We start from the raw sequence: 15,763 nt of genomic DNA, 5'->3' as shown, positions 1-15,763 counted from the left end.
AGATCAGATGCTGCAGCCGGCCTCTTGTCCGCATTCCTCGCCGGTCTAATCTATCGGGACGATCGCGAGAGCAAAGGCGGCGCACTTGATCAACATCGAGCGAATACGTGCCGACACGCCAGCTACCTCCTGGCTGGCGTACCTGCACAATGCGGGAGCTGCTCTCATGCCCGTTCCCGTCGTCGAAGCCATGAAGCAGCATATCGATCTGGAGAGCGAAATCGGAGGCTATGCGGCCGCCGACCGCGAGGCCCGCCGGCTTGATTCAGTCTACGGCTCCGTGGCGCGCCTGCTGAATGCCGCGCCTGATGAGATCGCGCTCATGGAGAACGCGACGGTTGCCTGGCAAATGGCATTCTACGCGCTTCAGTTTCGCGACGGCGATCGGATCCTGACCGCGGAGGCGGAATACGCGGCCAACTATGTCGCCTTCCTTCAGGTCGCCAAGCGAACAGGCGTTGCGATCGACATCGTGCCGAGCGATGCCAGCGGCGAGCTCGACGTTGACGCGCTCGAACGCATGATCGATGAGCGCGTGAAGCTGATTGCGATCACGTGGGTTCCGACCAATGGCGGGCTGGTCAATCCGGCTGCGGCCGTCGGCAAGATCGCGCGAGCGCGAGGCATTCCTTATCTGCTCGATGCCTGCCAGGCGGTCGGACAGATGGCGGTGGATGTCGAGGCTATCGGCTGTGACATGCTGTCCGCAACCGGGCGTAAATTCCTTCGCGGTCCGCGCGGCACCGGCTTTCTCTACGTCCGCCGCGCGACGCTGCAGGCGCTCGAGCCGCCGATGATCGACCACTTCGCCGCACCCTGGGTCTCCCGGGACGCTTATCGGCTGCGTGACGATGCGCGCCGTTTCGAGACCTGGGAGAACAACTACGCAGCCCGGCTTGGGCTGGGCGCGGCGGTCGATTATGCCCTCGATATCGGGATAGGCCCGATCGAGCAGCGTTGCCGCATGCTGGCGGACCGCCTCCGGGGCGGCCTTGCGTCCATTCGCGGCATCAGGATTCGCGACCTCGGACGCGCTCCGGGGGCCATCGTCAGCTTCACGGTGGAAGGATACGATGCGGAAGCGGTTGTCAGCAACGCGGCCACCGCCGGCATCACGATCGGTGCCTCAGATCCGTCGAGCACGCGCATCGACGCCGAAATTCGCTCGCTGCCGCCGGTGGTGCGGGCCTCCCCGCATTACTACAATACGGAAGCCGAGATCGATCGGCTGATCGCCCATTTGGCAGTTTTGACGCCGCGATAGCGGCGAGCGCGCACAGCTCAGGTACAGCGCGCACTCAATCCGGATGCGCCAAGCTTCGCCATGACCTCGTCGAGATGGGCGCTGTCGCGGGTCTCGATCACCAATTGCAGCAGCGTCGCCTTGGCCGGAAGATCCGAGAAGGTGCGCTGGTGCGAGACCTCGATGATGTTGGCGCCGGCCTCGGCCAGTAGTGCCGCGACCGCAGCCAGTTGGCCAGGCCTATCGGGGATGTCGAGCGACAGCTGGGTGAGCCGCCCCTCGCGCGCCAACTCGCGGGTCAGGACTGATGCAATCAGCCGCGTGTCGATATTGCCGCCGCTCAGCACCAGCCCGACCTTCTGGCCGGCGAAACGGGACGGGTCGGACATCAGCGCGGCGAGGCCAGCGGCACCGGCGCCTTCCACGACCGTCTTCTCGATCGAGATCAGGGTCGCCACCGCGCGCTCGAGCTCGGCTTCGTTGACGAGCGCAATGTCGTCGACGAGGCGGCGGACGATTTCGGTCGTGAGCTTGCCGGGCGACTTCACCGCGATGCCTTCGGCGAGTGTGTCGCCACGCGCCGGCAGATTGCCGTCATGAATGGCATTGTACATCGAGGGGTAGAGCCAGGCCTCGACGCCGAGGATCCGCAGCGACGGCTTGATCGATTTCGCGGCAATGGCGATCCCGCTGATCAGGCCACCGCCGCCGATCGGAACGACCAGCGTATCGAGCTCCGGCACGGCCTTGAGTATTTCCAGCCCGACCGTGCCCTGCCCCGCGATGACAAGCGGATCGTCATAGGGATGGACGAAGATCATGCCATGGGCTTCGCCGTGGCTGCGCGCATACGCGGCCGCCTCCTCCAGCGTGGCGCCCGTCACCACCACCTCGGCACCGTGATGCCTGGTGTTTTCGACCTTCACCATGGGCGTGCCGACCGGCATGACGATGGTTGCGGGAATCCCGAGCCGCTTGGCGTGATAGGCGACGCCCTGCGCGTGGTTACCCGCCGACATCGCGACGACGCCGCGCGCGCGCTCCTCCGGCGTCAGTGCGGTGAGGCGGTTGAGCGCGCCGCGCTCCTTGAACGAGGACGTGAACTGGAGGTTCTCGAATTTCAGCCAGATGTCGCAGCCGCAGATATTGCTCAGCGTGCGACTGTAGCTACAGGGCGTCTCGACGACGGCGTCGCGGATGGTCGCGGCGGCGGCACGGATGTCGCTCAGCGAGACTGGAAGGGCGCTGAGATCGCTGACGATGCTTTGGGACAACTCGGCCATGGGACAGCATAGGGCATTTGGCAGTTTGAGGCGATAAGCCAACCGCTATTTGGTAAACTCCCGGGAACGCGAGGCCCGCCACAGCGTCCACAACGTACGCAGCCGCGGCGATTGCTCCGGCGTGAACGGATTACGCCCGGGCTGCGACAGGCGCTTGAGGTCGGCCCGTACCTGGCTCAGCGGCAGAAACGCTGGCCGAGCCGACACCGGCACCTCGGCCAACAGCGACAAGGCCGTCGTCAAATGCTGCCTGGCCTCGCCGGCGAGCTGGTCCAGCACAGCGCGCAAATTCGGCGTCTCCTTGCCGGCGAACACGTCCTCCATGTTGCAATCGTGGCTCGCCAGAACCTGCTGCGGCAGGAACAATTGCCGGTGCGCCGCATCACGCGGCAGGTTCGTGATGACTTGCGCGATGCCTTGGGCCAATCCGGCATGCCGCGCGAGGTGCTCGGCTGGGTCCGAGGGTGACGCCATGATCCGCGCCGCGAGAGCGAACAACGCCGAGCAGGTCGCGGCGAGATAACCTTCGAGAGCCGTCATGGTCGGCATTGGGTCGTTGTAGAGATCGAATTGATGCTCGTCGACGAGCAGCGACAGCGGTTCGACCGGCAGGTCGAAATCACGGATTGCGCGGAGCAGCTCCGCCGCCACCGGATTGCCCTCGGCGCTGCCATGGACCTGGCCCGACAGCATGTCAGTCCACCATTGCAGGCGGATTTCACCAGGCAAGGGCTGGCTTACCTGGTCGCGGACGCGAACGATCTCGACATTGAAAGCATAGAGCGCCAGCAGCGCGCGGCGCTCGGCAGCAGGCGCGAACAGGGTCGCGGCATAGCGCGGAAAGTCGTGGCTGCGCACGAGGTCAGCACAGAACGCGGCAGAATCCTGCGCCGGCGCGGAGTCACTCATGGCACGGCGATCAGCGCGGCCGCGACGCGCCGCCGTTCGCCGATCATGATGTTGTAGGTACGCACGGCGGGACCGGTCTGCATCGTATCCAGAACCACCCTCGCCGCTTTAAGCGCTTGGCGCAGTTCCGCCGGCGGCAGCCAGACCCCGGTTCCGGTGCCGATCAGGAGCGTGTCGATGCTCTTGGCGGACTTGAAGACTCGATCAAGCGAATAGCGGTCGATCTTCGCGGGGTCGGTTATGTCCCAGGCCCAGATCGCGTCGGGCAGGCAAAGCAGCGATCCCCGATGCGACATGCCGGCAAAGGCAAAGCCGCCCTTGCCATAGGCTTCGATCGGCGCCGAGCGGGGGAAATGCGGTGCGTTGGGATCGCCGGCCATGAGCTTCGTCCGAATGAGCTTACTGCCCTCGCAAACTCCTGCGACGGCATGCGGTTCGGATCATGCCTTGCTTTTCTTCGCCGGCGTAGCCTTATCGGCCGCATCTTCGCGATGCTCGCCGACACCGAGATAGATCAGGATCGGGGCCGCAATGAAGATCGAGGTATAGGTGCCGACCAGCACCACGCCGAACATCATGACCGCGGTGAAGCTGTGGATGGCATGACCGCCGAACAGCAGCAGAGCCAGCAGCGCCAGCGTCACGGTGAAATGGGTGATGATCGAGCGCGACAGCGTCGAGTTGATGGATTCGTTGAGGAGCTGCGGCATCGGCATCTTCTTGTAGCGCCGCAGCATCTCACGGATGCGGTCGTAGATGACCACGGTGTCGTTGAGCGAATAGCCCAAAATGGTCAGAAGCGCCGCGATACTGGTAAGGTCGAAATCGACCTGACTGATCGACATGAAGCCGATCGTCAGCACGATGTCGTGCACGTTGGCGATCATGGCGCCGAGCGCGAACTGCCACTCGAAGCGGAACCAGAGGTAGACCAGGATCGAGACGATCGCCAGCATCAGGCCGAGCATGCCGTAGCTCAGCAATTCGCCGGAGACACGTGGCCCCACCACCTCGACGCGGCGATAGTCCACGGAGTCGCCGAGGGCAGCGCGGACCTTGTCGACAGCTGCCTGCTGCGCCTTGTCGCCGCCCGGCTGCTCGGCAACGCGAAGCAGCACGTCGGCGGGGCCGCCGAATTGCTGCAGCTGGACTTCGCCGAGGCCCAGACTGCCGAGGGTGGACCGCATCTGCGCAATGTCCGCCGTGCCCGACTTGGCACGCACCTCCATCAGGGTGCCGCCCTTGAAGTCGATGCCGAAATTCAGGCCGTGCGTAAAGAACAGCACGATGGCGAGGATCGAGAGCGTCGCCGAGATCGGGAACGAGATGCGGCGGAACTGAGTGAAGTCGAAATGCGTGTCATCCGGCACGATGCGCAGCGACGGCAGCAGCCCGAGCACGCTGACCACGGTCAGCACGGCAATGACGACGCCGAGGGAGATGAGAACGATTTGAGTAGTGGTCACAGCCGGCCTCGAATGGTCAAATCGGCACGGTCTTCGGCCGCTTCCACTGCACCCACCATGCGACGATCAGGCGGGTCATTGTGAAGGCGGTGAAGACGGTGGTGATGATGCCGATGCCGAGCGTCACTGCGAAGCCGCGCACCGGACCGGTGCCGATCATGAACAGCACTGCAGCGGCGATGAAGGTGGTGATGTTGGAGTCGAGGATGGTGGCAAGCGCCCGCTTGAAGCCTGCGTCGATCGCCGATATCGGGCTTCTGCCGCCGCGCAATTCCTCGCGGATGCGCTCATAGATCAGCACGTTGGAGTCGACCGCGATGCCGACCGTTAGCACGATGCCGGCGATGCCCGGCAGGGTCAGCGTGGCGCTGAGCAGCGACAGCAGGCCGAAGATCATGGCGACGTTGATACAGACCGCGATGTTGGCGAAGACGCCGAACAGCCGATACGTCAACAGCATGAACACGACGACCATGATCGAACCGACATAGGCGGCAAGTTCGCCCTTCTCGATCGAGTCCTGGCCGAGGCCCGGGCCAACGGTGCGCTCCTCCACGACAGTCAGTGGCGCCGGCAGCGCGCCGGCGCGCAGCAGGATCGCGAGATCGTTGGCCGACTGCACGGTGAAGCTGCCGGAGATCTGGCCCTGGCCGCCGGTGATCGGCTCGCGAATGACCGGCGCGGAGATCACCTTGTTGTCGAGAATGATCGCGAAGCGCAGCCCGACATTCTCCTGCGTGGCCTGCGCAAACTTGCGCGCGCCCGAGCTATTGAACTTGAAGCTGACGACCGGCTCATTGCTACGCTGGTCGAAGGTCGCCTGGGCGTCCGTTAGGTCGCCGCCCGCAACCAACACCTGCTTCTTGACCACCTCGCCGGGCGGCGGCGGCGAGGCGTTCGGCAGATACTCGGTGTCCGGCGGCAACGTGCCCTGCTGCGCCTGGTCTGGCGGCACCGAGGGATCGACCATGCGGAATTCCAGCTTCGCAGTCTTGCCCAGCAGCTCCTTCAGGCGGGTCGGATCCTGAAGGCCGGGGACCTGCACCAGGATGCGGTCGTTCCCCTGACGCTGGATGATTGGCTCGACGGTGCCGAGCTCGTTGACGCGCTTCTCGACGATCTGGATCGACTGCTCGATGGTCTTGCGCAAACGGTCGAGCATCGCGCCCTGCGGGATGCTCAGGCGGATCAATCCCCCCCCGGCGTCAGTCACTTCGAGGTCGCGCTGACCGCTGGATCCCATCAGGCCGCCGAGCGGCTGGGCCAAATCACGCAGCTTGGCCAGAGCCGGCTGCTGATCGGATTCCTTGGTGATGCGAACCTCGACCGCGTCGTTGCGCACGGTGACGCCGCCGGTAAAGCCGATCTTGGCCTCGCGCAGCACGCGACGGACGTCGTCGCGGATCTGATCGAGCTTTTCCTTCTTTACATAGTTGGAATCGACCTCGAGCAGCAAAGAGGAGCCGCCCTGGAGATCGAGGCCGAGCACGAGCTTCCGCTGCGCCCAGGCGGGCCAGGTCTTGACCTGCGCTTCGGAGAAGAAGTTCGGGACCGCGCAGAGGCACACGATCAGCGCCGTCAGGATAATCCCGAGCGCCTTCCACCGCGTGAAATACAACATCGACTGGACCTGTCAGATCAGGGGATTTCAGAGACTCGCGGAAGCGCTCACTTCGCCGCCGCGTCGTCCTTGGCGCTATCCTTGGCGCTTTCCTTGGATTCCTTGGCCGGCTCGCCCTTGGCGCGCACGCCGGAGACCATCGAGCGCATCTGCCGCACGCGCACGCCATCGGCAATCTCGAACTCGATCTGGTCGTCGTCGACGACCTTGGTGACCTTGCCGACGAGACCGCCCGAGGTCACGACGGTATCGCCGCGGCGGATGTTCTTCACGAGGTCGGCGTGGTCACGGACCTTCTTCTGCTGCGGACGCAGAATCAGGAAGTACATGATCACGAAGATCAGGGCGAACGGCAGCAGCGACATCAACATGCCGCTGGTGTCGCCGGCGCCCGCAGCCTGGGCATACGCAGGGGTAATCAGCATTCGGACGATCCTCGTGAGAACGGGGGAAAACCGGTCAGGCCCAAATGGCGACCGGTTCGGTCAAATTCGCGCGGACTATAGCGGCCATTGCCCCAATTGCAACGCTGCCAGACCGCCCTTTTAGCCACCTTGCGGCGCGCGCTCAGGCCCGATAAGGCTGCATTCTCAGGAACTTCGGTCATGCCCCAAAAACCAAGCAAAAGCCCGGCCGGCAAACGCCCCCGCACCCCTGCCGCGAAGCCAGCCCGCGTCGCGGCAAAACGTCCCAAGGCAGCCCTCAGGGCAGCTTCCAAGACCATTTCCAAAGCGACTTCCAAGGCGACTTCCAAGGCGAACCAAAACGTCTCCCAGGAGCGCATTGTCCGCGCGCTGGAGACGATCGCGGCGCATCTCTCCGCTCAAAGCAAGCCCGCCGCCGAACGCGAATCGTTCAAGCAGGCGGACGCTTTCGTCTGGCATCCGGACGGCCGCCTTGCGGCGGTGCCGCGCGTCAGCCGCGTCGAACTGTTCCTGCTCAAGGGCGTCGACCGGATGCGCGACATCCTGATGGAGAACACCGAGCGTTTCGCCAACGGATTGCCCGCCAACAACGCGCTGCTCTGGGGCGCGCGCGGCATGGGCAAGTCGTCGCTGGTGAAAGCCGCGCATGCCAGCATCAACGCGGAGCGCAAACCAGCCGACAGACTGAAGCTGATCGAGATTCATCGCGAGGACATCGAGAGCCTGCCTGCCCTCATGGAGCAGCTTCGCGCCTCGCCCTTCCGCTTCATCGTGTTCTGCGACGACCTCTCCTTCGACGGCAATGATGCGTCCTACAAATCGCTCAAGGCGGTGCTCGAAGGTGGCATCGAGGGTCGGCCGGAGAACGTCATCCTCTACGCCACCTCCAACCGCCGCCATCTGCTGGCGCGCGAGATGATCGAGAACGAGCGCTCGACCGCGATCAATCCCGGCGAAGCCGTCGAGGAGAAGGTCTCGCTGTCGGATCGCTTTGGTCTCTGGCTCGGCTTCCACCGCTGCAGCCAGGACGAATATCTCGCCATGGTGCGGGGCTATTGCAGCCATTTCGGCGTCAAGGTCGACGACGACGCGCTGGAGCGCGAGGCACTTGAATGGTCGACGACGCGCGGCTCGCGCTCAGGCCGCGTCGCCTGGCAGTTCGTGCAGGAGCTTGCGGGACGGCTCGGCGTGAAGCTGACGGCGACGTAGCGGAAAGTTTCGCCTCACCCACAACTGTCATTCCCCGCGCAGGCGGGGAATCCGGTACGCCGCGGCTTCTCGGCTCAACAATGACTGTCTCTGGAATACTGGATCGCCCGCTTTCGCGGCCGATGACAGCTTGTATTTGGTAACGGCGCGCCCCTGCTCTACAGGCCCGCGCCTCACGCGCCGTTCAGGAATTGAAGCGGGTCAACCGGGCTCGATCCCTTACGGATCTCGAAGTGGAGCTGCGGCGACGCCACCTCCCCGGATTGACCCGACTTGGCAATGACCTGGCCACGCTTGATGGTATCGCCGCGCTTCACCATCAGCTCACTCGCATGGGCATATGCGGTGACGTAGCCGTTGGAGTGCCGAACCAGGACGAGATTGCCATAACCTTTCAGCTCGTTGCCGGAATAGGCAACGACGCCGTCTTCAGCCGCCTTGACCGGCGTACCCTCGGGCACCGCGAGATTGATGCCGTCGTTGGACTTGCCATTGGTCTTGGCGCCGTAGCTCGTGACCACCTTGCCGCGCACCGGCCAGCGGAAAGTCGGCAGCGCGCTGGTGGTCTCCGCAGCTTTCGCTGGAGCGTCCGCGGCCTTGTCTTCGACATTGGCCGTGGCCTGGGCCAGGCGCGCGCTCTGCACCGGCGCGGCGACGGCCGCCATCTTAGTGGCGGGCGCAGGTGCGGCCGCAACGGGCTGCAGCGTTCCCGCGACGGGAGCGGCTCCGACCGGGGCCGCGGCAAGCGGTGCCGCGACAGCGGCGGTCTTGGCGCCGGGCACGGCCAGCTTGGCGCCGAGCTTGAGTTTTGCAGAGGGATCGAGGCCGTTGGCGCGGGCCAGTTCGGCCGCCGAGATATGGTTCTTGCGGGCAATGCTGGCGAGCGTGTCGCCGTGGTTCACGAAGTGCGTGCTCGACGGCGCGGCAACGGCCGCAACCGGCCTCGCAGCAGGCGCCAGCGCGGGGGCAGCGGCAACGGGAGCCATGAGCGGCGCGGGCGCAGCGGCCGTAGCCTGGTGCGGAATGATCAGCTGCTGGCCGGGCGAGAGCGCGCGCGGGCCCTTATAGCCGTTGGCGGCGAGGATCGCCTGCGGCGTGACGCGATAGCGTTTGGCAAGCAGGTCGAGCGTATCGCTGGTGCCGACGATGATTTTGGTTCCACCGACCGGCTGGGCGGCTGCGACCGAGCGCGGCGGCACGGTGGCCGTGGTCTCCAGATGCGGCTGCGCCGGGGGTGCGTAGGAGCCGACACCGCGACCACCTCCGGACACGCCGCCTGCCGCAACGGGGTAGGATTGCGGCGCGGACACCGCCGGCGGCAAAGGCTGCGACTGATAATAACCGGACTGCGTCTGCGGCCGCGAATATTGCGGCAGCTCACGCTGCGGCGGCGGTGCCTGCTGCACCGAACCGGTCGATTCCTGCGTAAAGGGATTGGAGAAGTTCGACTGGGACATGCGCGACGACATGTCGGCGCTGCACCCTGCGAAGCTGAAGGAGATCAGCGCCAGCACCGCGACCTGCGGCACACGGCGCGAGTAAAGCAACTCGGCGGCAACGGACATGGTTACTCACTCGTACGCAACAGAACTGGTGTTTTAAGTAAACACGCGCCGAGTAAATAACGGCTTAACCCTCCCAATAAGATGTTGGCAGCACAGCCAATCCGGAGTTCTACAGCTCCCGCGCCACGCCGGGCAAAGCCGGCACGAAGCGGACCTCGACGAGTTCCTTGCGCTCGATCCCGGCTTCGGTCCGGCTCAGGCGGATCAGCGTCTGCACCCCCTGATGCGGGCCGACGGGCGCGATCAGGATGCCGCCCACCTCCAGCCGCTCGACCAGGTTGTCCGGAAGCTGCTCCATCGCGGCCGTGACGATGATGCGGTCGAACGGGCCGATATTGGGAGGCAGATTGAGTCCGTCGCCCAGCATCACCTCGACGTTGTGATAGTTGAGCTTTTCAAGCCTGAGACGTGCGGCATCCGCAAGCTTGCGGTAACGCTCGACCGCCAGCACCTGACCGGCGAGCCGCGACAGCACCGCCGCCTGGTAGCCCGAGCCGGCGCCGATCTCGAGCACGCGGTGCTTCTTCTGAAGCTGGAGCTGCTCGGTCATGTAGGCGACGACGAAGGGCTGGCTGATGGTCTGCCCGCAGGCGATCGGCAGCGCGCTGTCGCGATAGGCGCCGTCACGATCGGCGTCGTCGACGAATTGATCGCGCGGCACCTCCTCCATAGCCCGCAGGACCGCCTGGTCGCTGATGCCCCGACGCCTCAGCGTGAGCTGAAACATCATCTTTTCCGGCGGGTGCTGATGGGAGGTCATAGCCTGCTTGTGCTGTCTTTTTGGGGTCCGGGACGTCAACCCTGGGGCGGGGGATTCCTGTTCCGGCTCAGGGAACCCATGATAGGCTTCGGATGGCGTAGTTGACCATAAATTGGCTTGCAACGGGCGAGCCTCGACGGCCATTCTGATGCATCCGTTCGTCGAAACGCGCATTGCGTCGATTCATGTTATCTGCGAACGTTTTTGGCAATGGGCAAGGACTCGACCATGACCTCGACGGGGCTTACCGGCCGCTCTGTATTCCTCGTCGAAGACGAGGTGATGATCAGGATGATGGTCGCGGACATGCTCGAAGAGCTTGGCTACAAGATCGCAGCCGAGGCTGGCGACATCACCGAAGCCATGCGGCTCGCCCAGGCAACCGAGTTCGACATCGCCATTCTCGACGTCAACGTCAACGGCAAGGTCATCTCGCCGGTCGCCGATGTCATCAAGGCGAAGGGCTGCCCGTTCATCTTCGCCACCGGATACGGCTCCTCCGGCCTGCCCGAGCAGTACCGCGATCGGCCGGCGCTTCAGAAGCCGTTTCAGCTCGATGCCCTCGGCAAGACCATCGAAGCCGCGCTCCGCGGCGGCTAGACTAGGCCCCGTTTCCAGGTCGGACTTACTTCAGCGTCGCACTCAGCGCCTCGGAAAACACCTCGTTGGTCCGGTCGAGCCTGAGCGGCGTGACGGAGACGTAGCGTTCGCGCAGCGCCGCGAGATCGGTGCCGTCGGCCGGCGTATCCATCATCGCGGTACGCTCGAAGCCGATCCAGAAATAGGGATTGCCACGGCCGTCCCTGCGCTCGTCGATCTTGAGGAAACCGAGATTGCGCTTGCCCTGCCGGGTCACGCGAATGCCGAGCACATCTTCCGGCGCGCAGGCCGGGAAGTTGACGTTGATCACCGTGTCCTTCGGGATGCCGGCGGCGATCACCTTGCGCAGGATGTCGGGCCCGAATTTGCGCGCAGTGTCCCACAGCGGCCGGTCGCGGGTCTCGACGCTGAATTCCTGTGACAGCGCGAACGACGGCAGCCCCAGGATGGTTCCCTCCAGCGCGCCGGCGATCGTGCCGGAATAGACCACGTCTTCGGCAACGTTGCGGCCCTTGTTGACGCCGGACAGCACGATATCGGGCAGCTTGGCGCCGAGGATGTGGCGCGCGCCCATGATGACGCAGTCGGTCGGCGTGCCGCGCACCGCAAAGTGCCGCGGACCGACCTCGCGCAGGCGCAGCGGATCGTTCAGCGACAACGAATGCGACACGCCGGACTGGTCGAGCTCGGGCGCGACAACCCAGACGTCATCGGACAATGCGCGCGCGATCTCCTCCAGAACCGTGAGGCCGGGGGCGTGGATGCCGTCGTCATTGGTGCAGAGAATGCGCATGGGAAAAGTCGATTCCTGAAGCAGGTCTGAGCCGTCTTATCCGGCCGGGGCCGATCAGGCAAACCGGACGGTTCGGGCCGGCGGCAGGTTTCCGGCCTGGTCCTGTTAGCGACGGACGCGCCATTGCGGCAGGAAGCGCGCCAGCCGGCCCTCCGCATGCAATTTCATCGCCGGCACGACCGGGCTCACGATCGGCGCCTCGATGACGCCGAGCGCCTCCAGCTGTGCGACGAACGGGTCCGGCACCGGCGCCTGCGGAAAGCGTTCGCGCGCTAGCGTCAGTGCCTGGTCGAAATCCGCGGCATTCACACCGGGTTTGGCTCGCCGGCTCTGGACGAGATGATCGTCCCAGAGCCGCGTGATCGCGATGTCGAGCACGCCACGCAGCCGCTGATCGACAGCCTGGATGCCGGCACCCGTCACCGCCCATTGTCGGCCGACCCAGAAGATGTCGCGGTGCAAGGCCATGAACGATGGGTTCGCGTTGTCGGGTGGCCAGCAGGATAACCGGCCGCCCGATCTTCGCAACCAAACGTTTCTCCGTTTCAGATGGGCGGGCACGCCTAGTCGCGTGCGACCACCTTCAGCCCGCCCATATAGGGCTGGAGCACGCTGGGGACCGCAATCGAGCCGTCCTCCTGCTGATAGGTCTCCATCACGGCGATCAGCGCGCGACCGAGCGCGGTGCCGGAGCCGTTGAGCGTGTGCACGAACCGCGGCTTGCCATCGGGGCCGCGCGAGCGCGCGTCCATCCGGCGGGCCTGGAAATCGCCGCACACCGAGCAGCTCGATATCTCGCGGAACATGCCGCCCTCGCCCTGCCCCGGCATCCAGACCTCGATGTCATAGGTTTTTTGCGACGAAAAACCCATATCTCCCGCGCACAGCGTCATCACGCGATAATGCAGGTCGAGCTTCTGCAGCACCTGCTCGGCGCAGGACAGCATCCGCTCCAGCTCGTCCTTGCTCGTCTCCGGCGTCGTGATCGAGACGAGTTCGACCTTGGTGAATTGGTGCTGCCGGATCATGCCGCGGGTGTCGCGCCCAGCGGCGCCCGCCTCGGCGCGGAAGCACGGCGTCAATGCGGTGAGCCGCATCGGCAACTGCTTCTCGTCGAGGATGGATTCGCGGACGAGGTTGGTGAGGGCAACCTCGGCGGTCGGGATGAGGCCGAGGCGCTCGGTCATCAGCCGCTCCGGGTCCGGCGCGGCCAGGAGCTCACCCCTGATCGCCCAGAACTGATCGTCCTCGAATTTCGGCAACTGCCCGGTGCCGAACATCACCTCGTTGCGCACCAGCAGCGGCGGATTGACCTCGGTGTAGCCGTGCTCGTTGGTATGCAGGTCGAGCATGAACTGGCCGAGCGCGCGCTCCAGTCTCGCCAACCCTTTCTTGAGCACGACGAAGCGCGCACCCGAGAGTTTTGCCGCTGCCTCGAAATCCATGTAGCCGAGAGCGGTCCCGAGATCGTCGTGCAGCTTCGGCGCGAAGCCGTAATTGCGCTTGTTGCCGAACACATGGTGCTGAACGTTGCCGTGCTCGTCGACGCCATCGGGCACTTCGTCTAACGGGATGTTCGGAATCGCGGACAGCTCTTTCGTCAGCTCCTCGTCGGCAGCCTTCGCGGTCGCCTCGAGCTCCGGCATCGTGGTCTTGAGCTCGGTAACTTCCGCCATCAGCTTCGCCGCGCGCGCCTCGTCCTTGGCCTTCTTGGCATCGCCGATTTCCTTGGAGGCCGCATTGCGCCGCGCCTGCGCCTGCTCGGAAGCCAGGATCGCCGCACGCCGGGTCTCGTCGATCGCAAGCAGCGACGCCGACAATGGCTTCAGGCCGCGTCGTACGAGGCCGGCGTCGAAGGCTTGCGGGTTGTCGCGGATCGATTTGATGTCGTGCATGGCCGAGGTATCCTGGGGCAGCGCGTAAACATACAACGGCAGACGTTGTACGTCAGCGCGTCTCCCTAGCACTCTGTCATCGCCCGCGAAAGCGGGCGATCCAGTATTCCAGGGACGGCACTGATTCTCCGAGGGGCCGTGGCGTACTGGATTCCTCGCTCCAGTGCGCAATTGCGCACAAGGCGGGGAATGACAGCGGAGATCGGGGCGCCTTACTCCGCCGGATTGGCCGGCGTCGATACGTCAGTGCCGGTGGTGGCCTTTGAAGCGGCCGCCTTCTTCTCCACAATTCCCACCGCGATGATCGAGCCCTCGTAGAGCGCGAGCAAGGGGATCGCGAGCGAGCACTGGCTGAGCACGTCGGGCGGGGTCAGAACGGCAGCGATGACGAAGGCAACGACGATGAAATAGCGGCGCTTCTCGCGCAGCATTTTTGAGGTGACGATGCCGATGCGCCCGAGCAGCGTCAGGATCACCGGAAGCTGGAAGGCGATGCCGAAGGCGAAGATCAGCGACATCATCAGCGACAGATATTCGCCGACCTTGGGCAGCAGCTGGATCTGCGCGGTCTCGTCGCTGCCGGCCTGCTGCATGCCGAGTGAGAAGCGGACCAGCATCGGCAGCACGACGAAATAGACGAGTGCTGCGCCCAGCACGAAGAAGAACGGGGTCGCGACCAGATACGGCAGAAAGGCCTGCTTCTCGTGCTTGTAGAGGCCCGGAGCGACGAACTTGTAGATCTGCGTCGCGACGATCGGGAACGAGATGAAGCCGGCACCGAACAGCGCGAGCTTGAGCTGGGTGATGAAATATTCCAGCAGCGCGGTGTAGATGAATTTCGAGTTCTCGGGACCCGCGACCCACACGAACGGCCAGACCAGCACGTTGTAGATCTGCTTGGCGAAGAAGAAGCAGAAGATGAAGGCAATGCCGAAGCCAAGGAGCGCCTTGATCAGCCGCGAACGCAGCTCGATCAAATGGTCCATCAGAGGAGCTTTGCTGGCCTCGATATCGGCGGCGCTCATGACGCTTTGGCGTCCTTGATCGCCTCGGCCGGCGCAGTGTCCTGGATGACCGAATCTTGCGTGACCGAACCTTGAGCGACCTGCGCCTGCTCGACCTCACGGGTGATGGCGAGCGGCTCGTTCACGGCCGCATGTGCCTCGGCTTCCACGAAGGTCTCGGGCGTCGGCGCTTCCGGCGTGGTGGGTGTCGCCGGCGCTTCGCTTGAAGTCGTCAGCGCTTCGCTTGAAGCCGCCGGCGGTTCGACAGCGGTGGAGGTCTCGGCCGGTTTGTCCAGCGCATCGACGCGGAGCGCGTCGCTGACGTCCTTCTGGAGCGAGGTCATCAAATTGTTGCCGGCGAAGCCGGAAGCCGCTTCCTTGACCTCGTCGAAGCTCTTCTTGAGGTCGGCCATTTCGGCCTCGCGCATCGCTTCCTGGAATTGGCCCTGGAATTCGGCGGCCATCTTGCGCGCCTTGCCCATCCACTGCCCGACCATGCGCAGCACGCCCGGCAGCTCTTTCGGGCCGATGGCGATCAGGGCCACGACCCCGATCAGGACCAGTTCACTCCACCCGATATCGAACATGAGGTCTTCCGTTCACGCCAGCCGCAGCCGGCCCAATCCCTCGCGCGCAGGATCGGGCGCTACCCGCGTCTCGCGTGCTCTCTGGCTTAGACGGCCTTGCTGCCGACGTCGGACCGTGCCGCGGTCGGCGCGGCATTGTTGTGCTCGATGGACTTGGCCGGCTCGGGCTTGTCGGCGACCTTGTCGTCGTCCTGCATGCCCTTCTTGAACGCCTTGATGCCCTGCGCCACGTCGCCCATCAGATCCGAAATCTTGCCGCGACCGAACAGCAGCAGGACCACTGCGATCACCAGGACCCAGTGCCAAATGCTGAGTGAACCCATCCTGCAACCCTCCAAACGCGCATGGCCGGGGACCGGCCGATCTTCACCGAAACCTAGGCTTGGCAGGTGTCAAAAACAAG

At 64.6% G+C, this 15,763-nt stretch carries 17 protein-coding genes; 3 read left to right on the top strand and 14 right to left on the bottom strand.

Features of this window, described 5'->3' with window-relative positions; translation table 11 throughout:
- Window positions 1-85 precede the first annotated feature (85 nt).
- On the top strand, window positions 86-1,264 hold the full coding sequence (locus ACVIN2_RS01475; RefSeq protein ID WP_456764210.1) for an aminotransferase class V-fold PLP-dependent enzyme: 1,179 nt from the start codon (window positions 86-88) through the stop codon (window positions 1,262-1,264).
- Between the two features lie 17 nt (window positions 1,265-1,281).
- On the opposite strand, the gene ACVIN2_RS01470 is transcribed toward ACVIN2_RS01475, so the two are convergent.
- The 6 genes from ACVIN2_RS01470 to yajC are packed head-to-tail and all read right to left on the bottom strand — an operon-like array spanning window position 1,282 to window position 6,947.
- Window positions 1,282-2,526, bottom strand: coding sequence for a threonine ammonia-lyase (locus ACVIN2_RS01470; protein ID WP_456764209.1), 1,245 nt, complete (start codon window positions 2,524-2,526; stop codon window positions 1,282-1,284).
- 45 nt (window positions 2,527-2,571) lie between these two features.
- Window positions 2,572-3,435 carry a phytoene/squalene synthase family protein gene (locus ACVIN2_RS01465; RefSeq protein WP_456764208.1) on the bottom strand — a complete coding sequence of 288 codons (864 nt, stop codon included), beginning with the start codon at window positions 3,433-3,435 and terminating at the stop codon, window positions 2,572-2,574.
- Window positions 3,432-3,815 carry an Mth938-like domain-containing protein gene (locus ACVIN2_RS01460; RefSeq protein ID WP_456764207.1) on the bottom strand — a complete coding sequence of 128 codons (384 nt, stop codon included), beginning with the start codon at window positions 3,813-3,815 and terminating at the stop codon, window positions 3,432-3,434. Before ACVIN2_RS01460 ends, ACVIN2_RS01465 begins: the two co-directional genes overlap by 4 nt.
- A gap of 60 nt (window positions 3,816-3,875) precedes the next feature.
- The gene (secF, locus tag ACVIN2_RS01455; RefSeq protein ID WP_456764206.1) at window positions 3,876-4,901 is read right to left on the bottom strand and encodes a protein translocase subunit SecF; all 1,026 of its coding nucleotides are present in this window, start codon (window positions 4,899-4,901) and stop codon (window positions 3,876-3,878) included.
- A gap of 16 nt (window positions 4,902-4,917) precedes the next feature.
- Window positions 4,918-6,522: a protein translocase subunit SecD gene (gene secD, locus ACVIN2_RS01450; protein ID WP_456764205.1), complete on the bottom strand. Its 1,605-nt coding sequence runs from the start codon at window positions 6,520-6,522 to the stop codon at window positions 4,918-4,920.
- 47 nt (window positions 6,523-6,569) lie between these two features.
- Window positions 6,570-6,947 (bottom strand): preprotein translocase subunit YajC, encoded by a 378-nt coding sequence (yajC, locus tag ACVIN2_RS01445; RefSeq protein ID WP_027518118.1) that lies wholly within the window; start codon window positions 6,945-6,947, stop codon window positions 6,570-6,572.
- 180 nt (window positions 6,948-7,127) lie between these two features.
- On the opposite strand from yajC, the gene ACVIN2_RS01440 reads away from it, so the two are divergent.
- Complete coding sequence (locus ACVIN2_RS01440; protein ID WP_456764204.1) at window positions 7,128-8,156, top strand: DUF815 domain-containing protein; 1,029 nt, start codon at window positions 7,128-7,130, stop codon at window positions 8,154-8,156.
- A gap of 173 nt (window positions 8,157-8,329) precedes the next feature.
- Here ACVIN2_RS01440 and ACVIN2_RS01435 read toward each other — a convergent pair whose 3' ends face one another.
- Together ACVIN2_RS01435 and ACVIN2_RS01430 are read right to left on the bottom strand one after the other, a co-directional pair.
- Entirely contained in the window at window positions 8,330-9,721 is a 1,392-nt protein-coding gene (locus ACVIN2_RS01435; protein ID WP_456764203.1) for a peptidoglycan DD-metalloendopeptidase family protein, read from the bottom strand.
- Window positions 9,722-9,830: 109 nt separating this feature from the next.
- On the bottom strand, window positions 9,831-10,481 hold the full coding sequence (locus ACVIN2_RS01430; RefSeq protein ID WP_456764202.1) for a protein-L-isoaspartate(D-aspartate) O-methyltransferase: 651 nt from the start codon (window positions 10,479-10,481) through the stop codon (window positions 9,831-9,833).
- Window positions 10,482-10,709: 228 nt separating this feature from the next.
- On the opposite strand from ACVIN2_RS01430, the gene ACVIN2_RS01425 reads away from it, so the two are divergent.
- The gene (locus tag ACVIN2_RS01425; protein ID WP_027567081.1) at window positions 10,710-11,081 is read left to right on the top strand and encodes a response regulator; all 372 of its coding nucleotides are present in this window, start codon (window positions 10,710-10,712) and stop codon (window positions 11,079-11,081) included.
- A 25-nt stretch (window positions 11,082-11,106) separates the two neighbouring features.
- On the opposite strand, the gene surE is transcribed toward ACVIN2_RS01425, so the two are convergent.
- From surE to ACVIN2_RS01395, 6 genes are all read right to left on the bottom strand, one after another.
- A complete protein-coding gene (gene surE, locus ACVIN2_RS01420) occupies window positions 11,107-11,874 on the bottom strand; it encodes a 5'/3'-nucleotidase SurE (RefSeq protein WP_456764201.1) in 768 nt (255 codons plus the stop codon).
- 105 nt (window positions 11,875-11,979) lie between these two features.
- Window positions 11,980-12,342, bottom strand: a complete 363-nt coding sequence (locus ACVIN2_RS01415) for a hypothetical protein (protein ID WP_456764200.1) — start codon at window positions 12,340-12,342, stop codon at window positions 11,980-11,982.
- Window positions 12,343-12,437: 95 nt separating this feature from the next.
- Window positions 12,438-13,769: a serine--tRNA ligase gene (gene serS, locus ACVIN2_RS01410; RefSeq protein WP_456764199.1), complete on the bottom strand. Its 1,332-nt coding sequence runs from the start codon at window positions 13,767-13,769 to the stop codon at window positions 12,438-12,440.
- Window positions 13,770-13,981: 212 nt separating this feature from the next.
- Window positions 13,982-14,794, bottom strand: a complete 813-nt coding sequence (gene tatC / locus ACVIN2_RS01405; protein ID WP_247397669.1) for a twin-arginine translocase subunit TatC — start codon at window positions 14,792-14,794, stop codon at window positions 13,982-13,984.
- The gene (gene tatB / locus ACVIN2_RS01400; RefSeq protein WP_456764198.1) at window positions 14,791-15,360 is read right to left on the bottom strand and encodes a Sec-independent protein translocase protein TatB; all 570 of its coding nucleotides are present in this window, start codon (window positions 15,358-15,360) and stop codon (window positions 14,791-14,793) included. Before tatB ends, tatC begins: the two co-directional genes overlap by 4 nt.
- An 86-nt stretch (window positions 15,361-15,446) precedes the next feature.
- Window positions 15,447-15,683 carry a twin-arginine translocase TatA/TatE family subunit gene (locus ACVIN2_RS01395; RefSeq protein ID WP_007610722.1) on the bottom strand — a complete coding sequence of 79 codons (237 nt, stop codon included), beginning with the start codon at window positions 15,681-15,683 and terminating at the stop codon, window positions 15,447-15,449.
- Window positions 15,684-15,763: the final 80 nt, after the last annotated feature.

It is taken from the genome of Bradyrhizobium sp. USDA 3650, assembly GCF_054057395.1.
This window is presented reverse-complemented; position numbering and strand designations above follow the sequence as displayed.

Excerpts from the sequence above, each read along its gene's own strand:
- ACVIN2_RS01440 (WP_456764204.1), top strand. The coding sequence starts at position 7,128 with ATGCCCCAAAAACCAAGCAAAAGCCCGGCCGGCAAACGCCCCCGCACC.
- serS (WP_456764199.1), bottom strand. The coding sequence starts at position 13,769 with ATGCACGACATCAAATCGATCCGCGACAACCCGCAAGCCTTCGACGCC.
- surE (WP_456764201.1), bottom strand. The coding sequence starts at position 11,874 with ATGCGCATTCTCTGCACCAATGACGACGGCATCCACGCCCCCGGCCTC.
- tatC (WP_247397669.1), bottom strand. The coding sequence starts at position 14,794 with ATGAGCGCCGCCGATATCGAGGCCAGCAAAGCTCCTCTGATGGACCAT.
- ACVIN2_RS01465 (WP_456764208.1), bottom strand. The coding sequence starts at position 3,435 with ATGAGTGACTCCGCGCCGGCGCAGGATTCTGCCGCGTTCTGTGCTGAC.
- ACVIN2_RS01415 (WP_456764200.1), bottom strand. The coding sequence starts at position 12,342 with ATGGCCTTGCACCGCGACATCTTCTGGGTCGGCCGACAATGGGCGGTG.
- ACVIN2_RS01395 (WP_007610722.1), bottom strand. The coding sequence starts at position 15,683 with ATGGGTTCACTCAGCATTTGGCACTGGGTCCTGGTGATCGCAGTGGTC.
- yajC (WP_027518118.1), bottom strand. The coding sequence starts at position 6,947 with ATGCTGATTACCCCTGCGTATGCCCAGGCTGCGGGCGCCGGCGACACC.
- secD (WP_456764205.1), bottom strand. The coding sequence starts at position 6,522 with ATGTTGTATTTCACGCGGTGGAAGGCGCTCGGGATTATCCTGACGGCG.
- ACVIN2_RS01460 (WP_456764207.1), bottom strand. The coding sequence starts at position 3,815 with ATGGCCGGCGATCCCAACGCACCGCATTTCCCCCGCTCGGCGCCGATC.
- ACVIN2_RS01435 (WP_456764203.1), bottom strand. The coding sequence starts at position 9,721 with ATGTCCGTTGCCGCCGAGTTGCTTTACTCGCGCCGTGTGCCGCAGGTC.
- ACVIN2_RS01470 (WP_456764209.1), bottom strand. The coding sequence starts at position 2,526 with ATGGCCGAGTTGTCCCAAAGCATCGTCAGCGATCTCAGCGCCCTTCCA.
- ACVIN2_RS01425 (WP_027567081.1), top strand. The coding sequence starts at position 10,710 with ATGACCTCGACGGGGCTTACCGGCCGCTCTGTATTCCTCGTCGAAGAC.
- ACVIN2_RS01430 (WP_456764202.1), bottom strand. The coding sequence starts at position 10,481 with ATGACCTCCCATCAGCACCCGCCGGAAAAGATGATGTTTCAGCTCACG.
- tatB (WP_456764198.1), bottom strand. The coding sequence starts at position 15,360 with ATGTTCGATATCGGGTGGAGTGAACTGGTCCTGATCGGGGTCGTGGCC.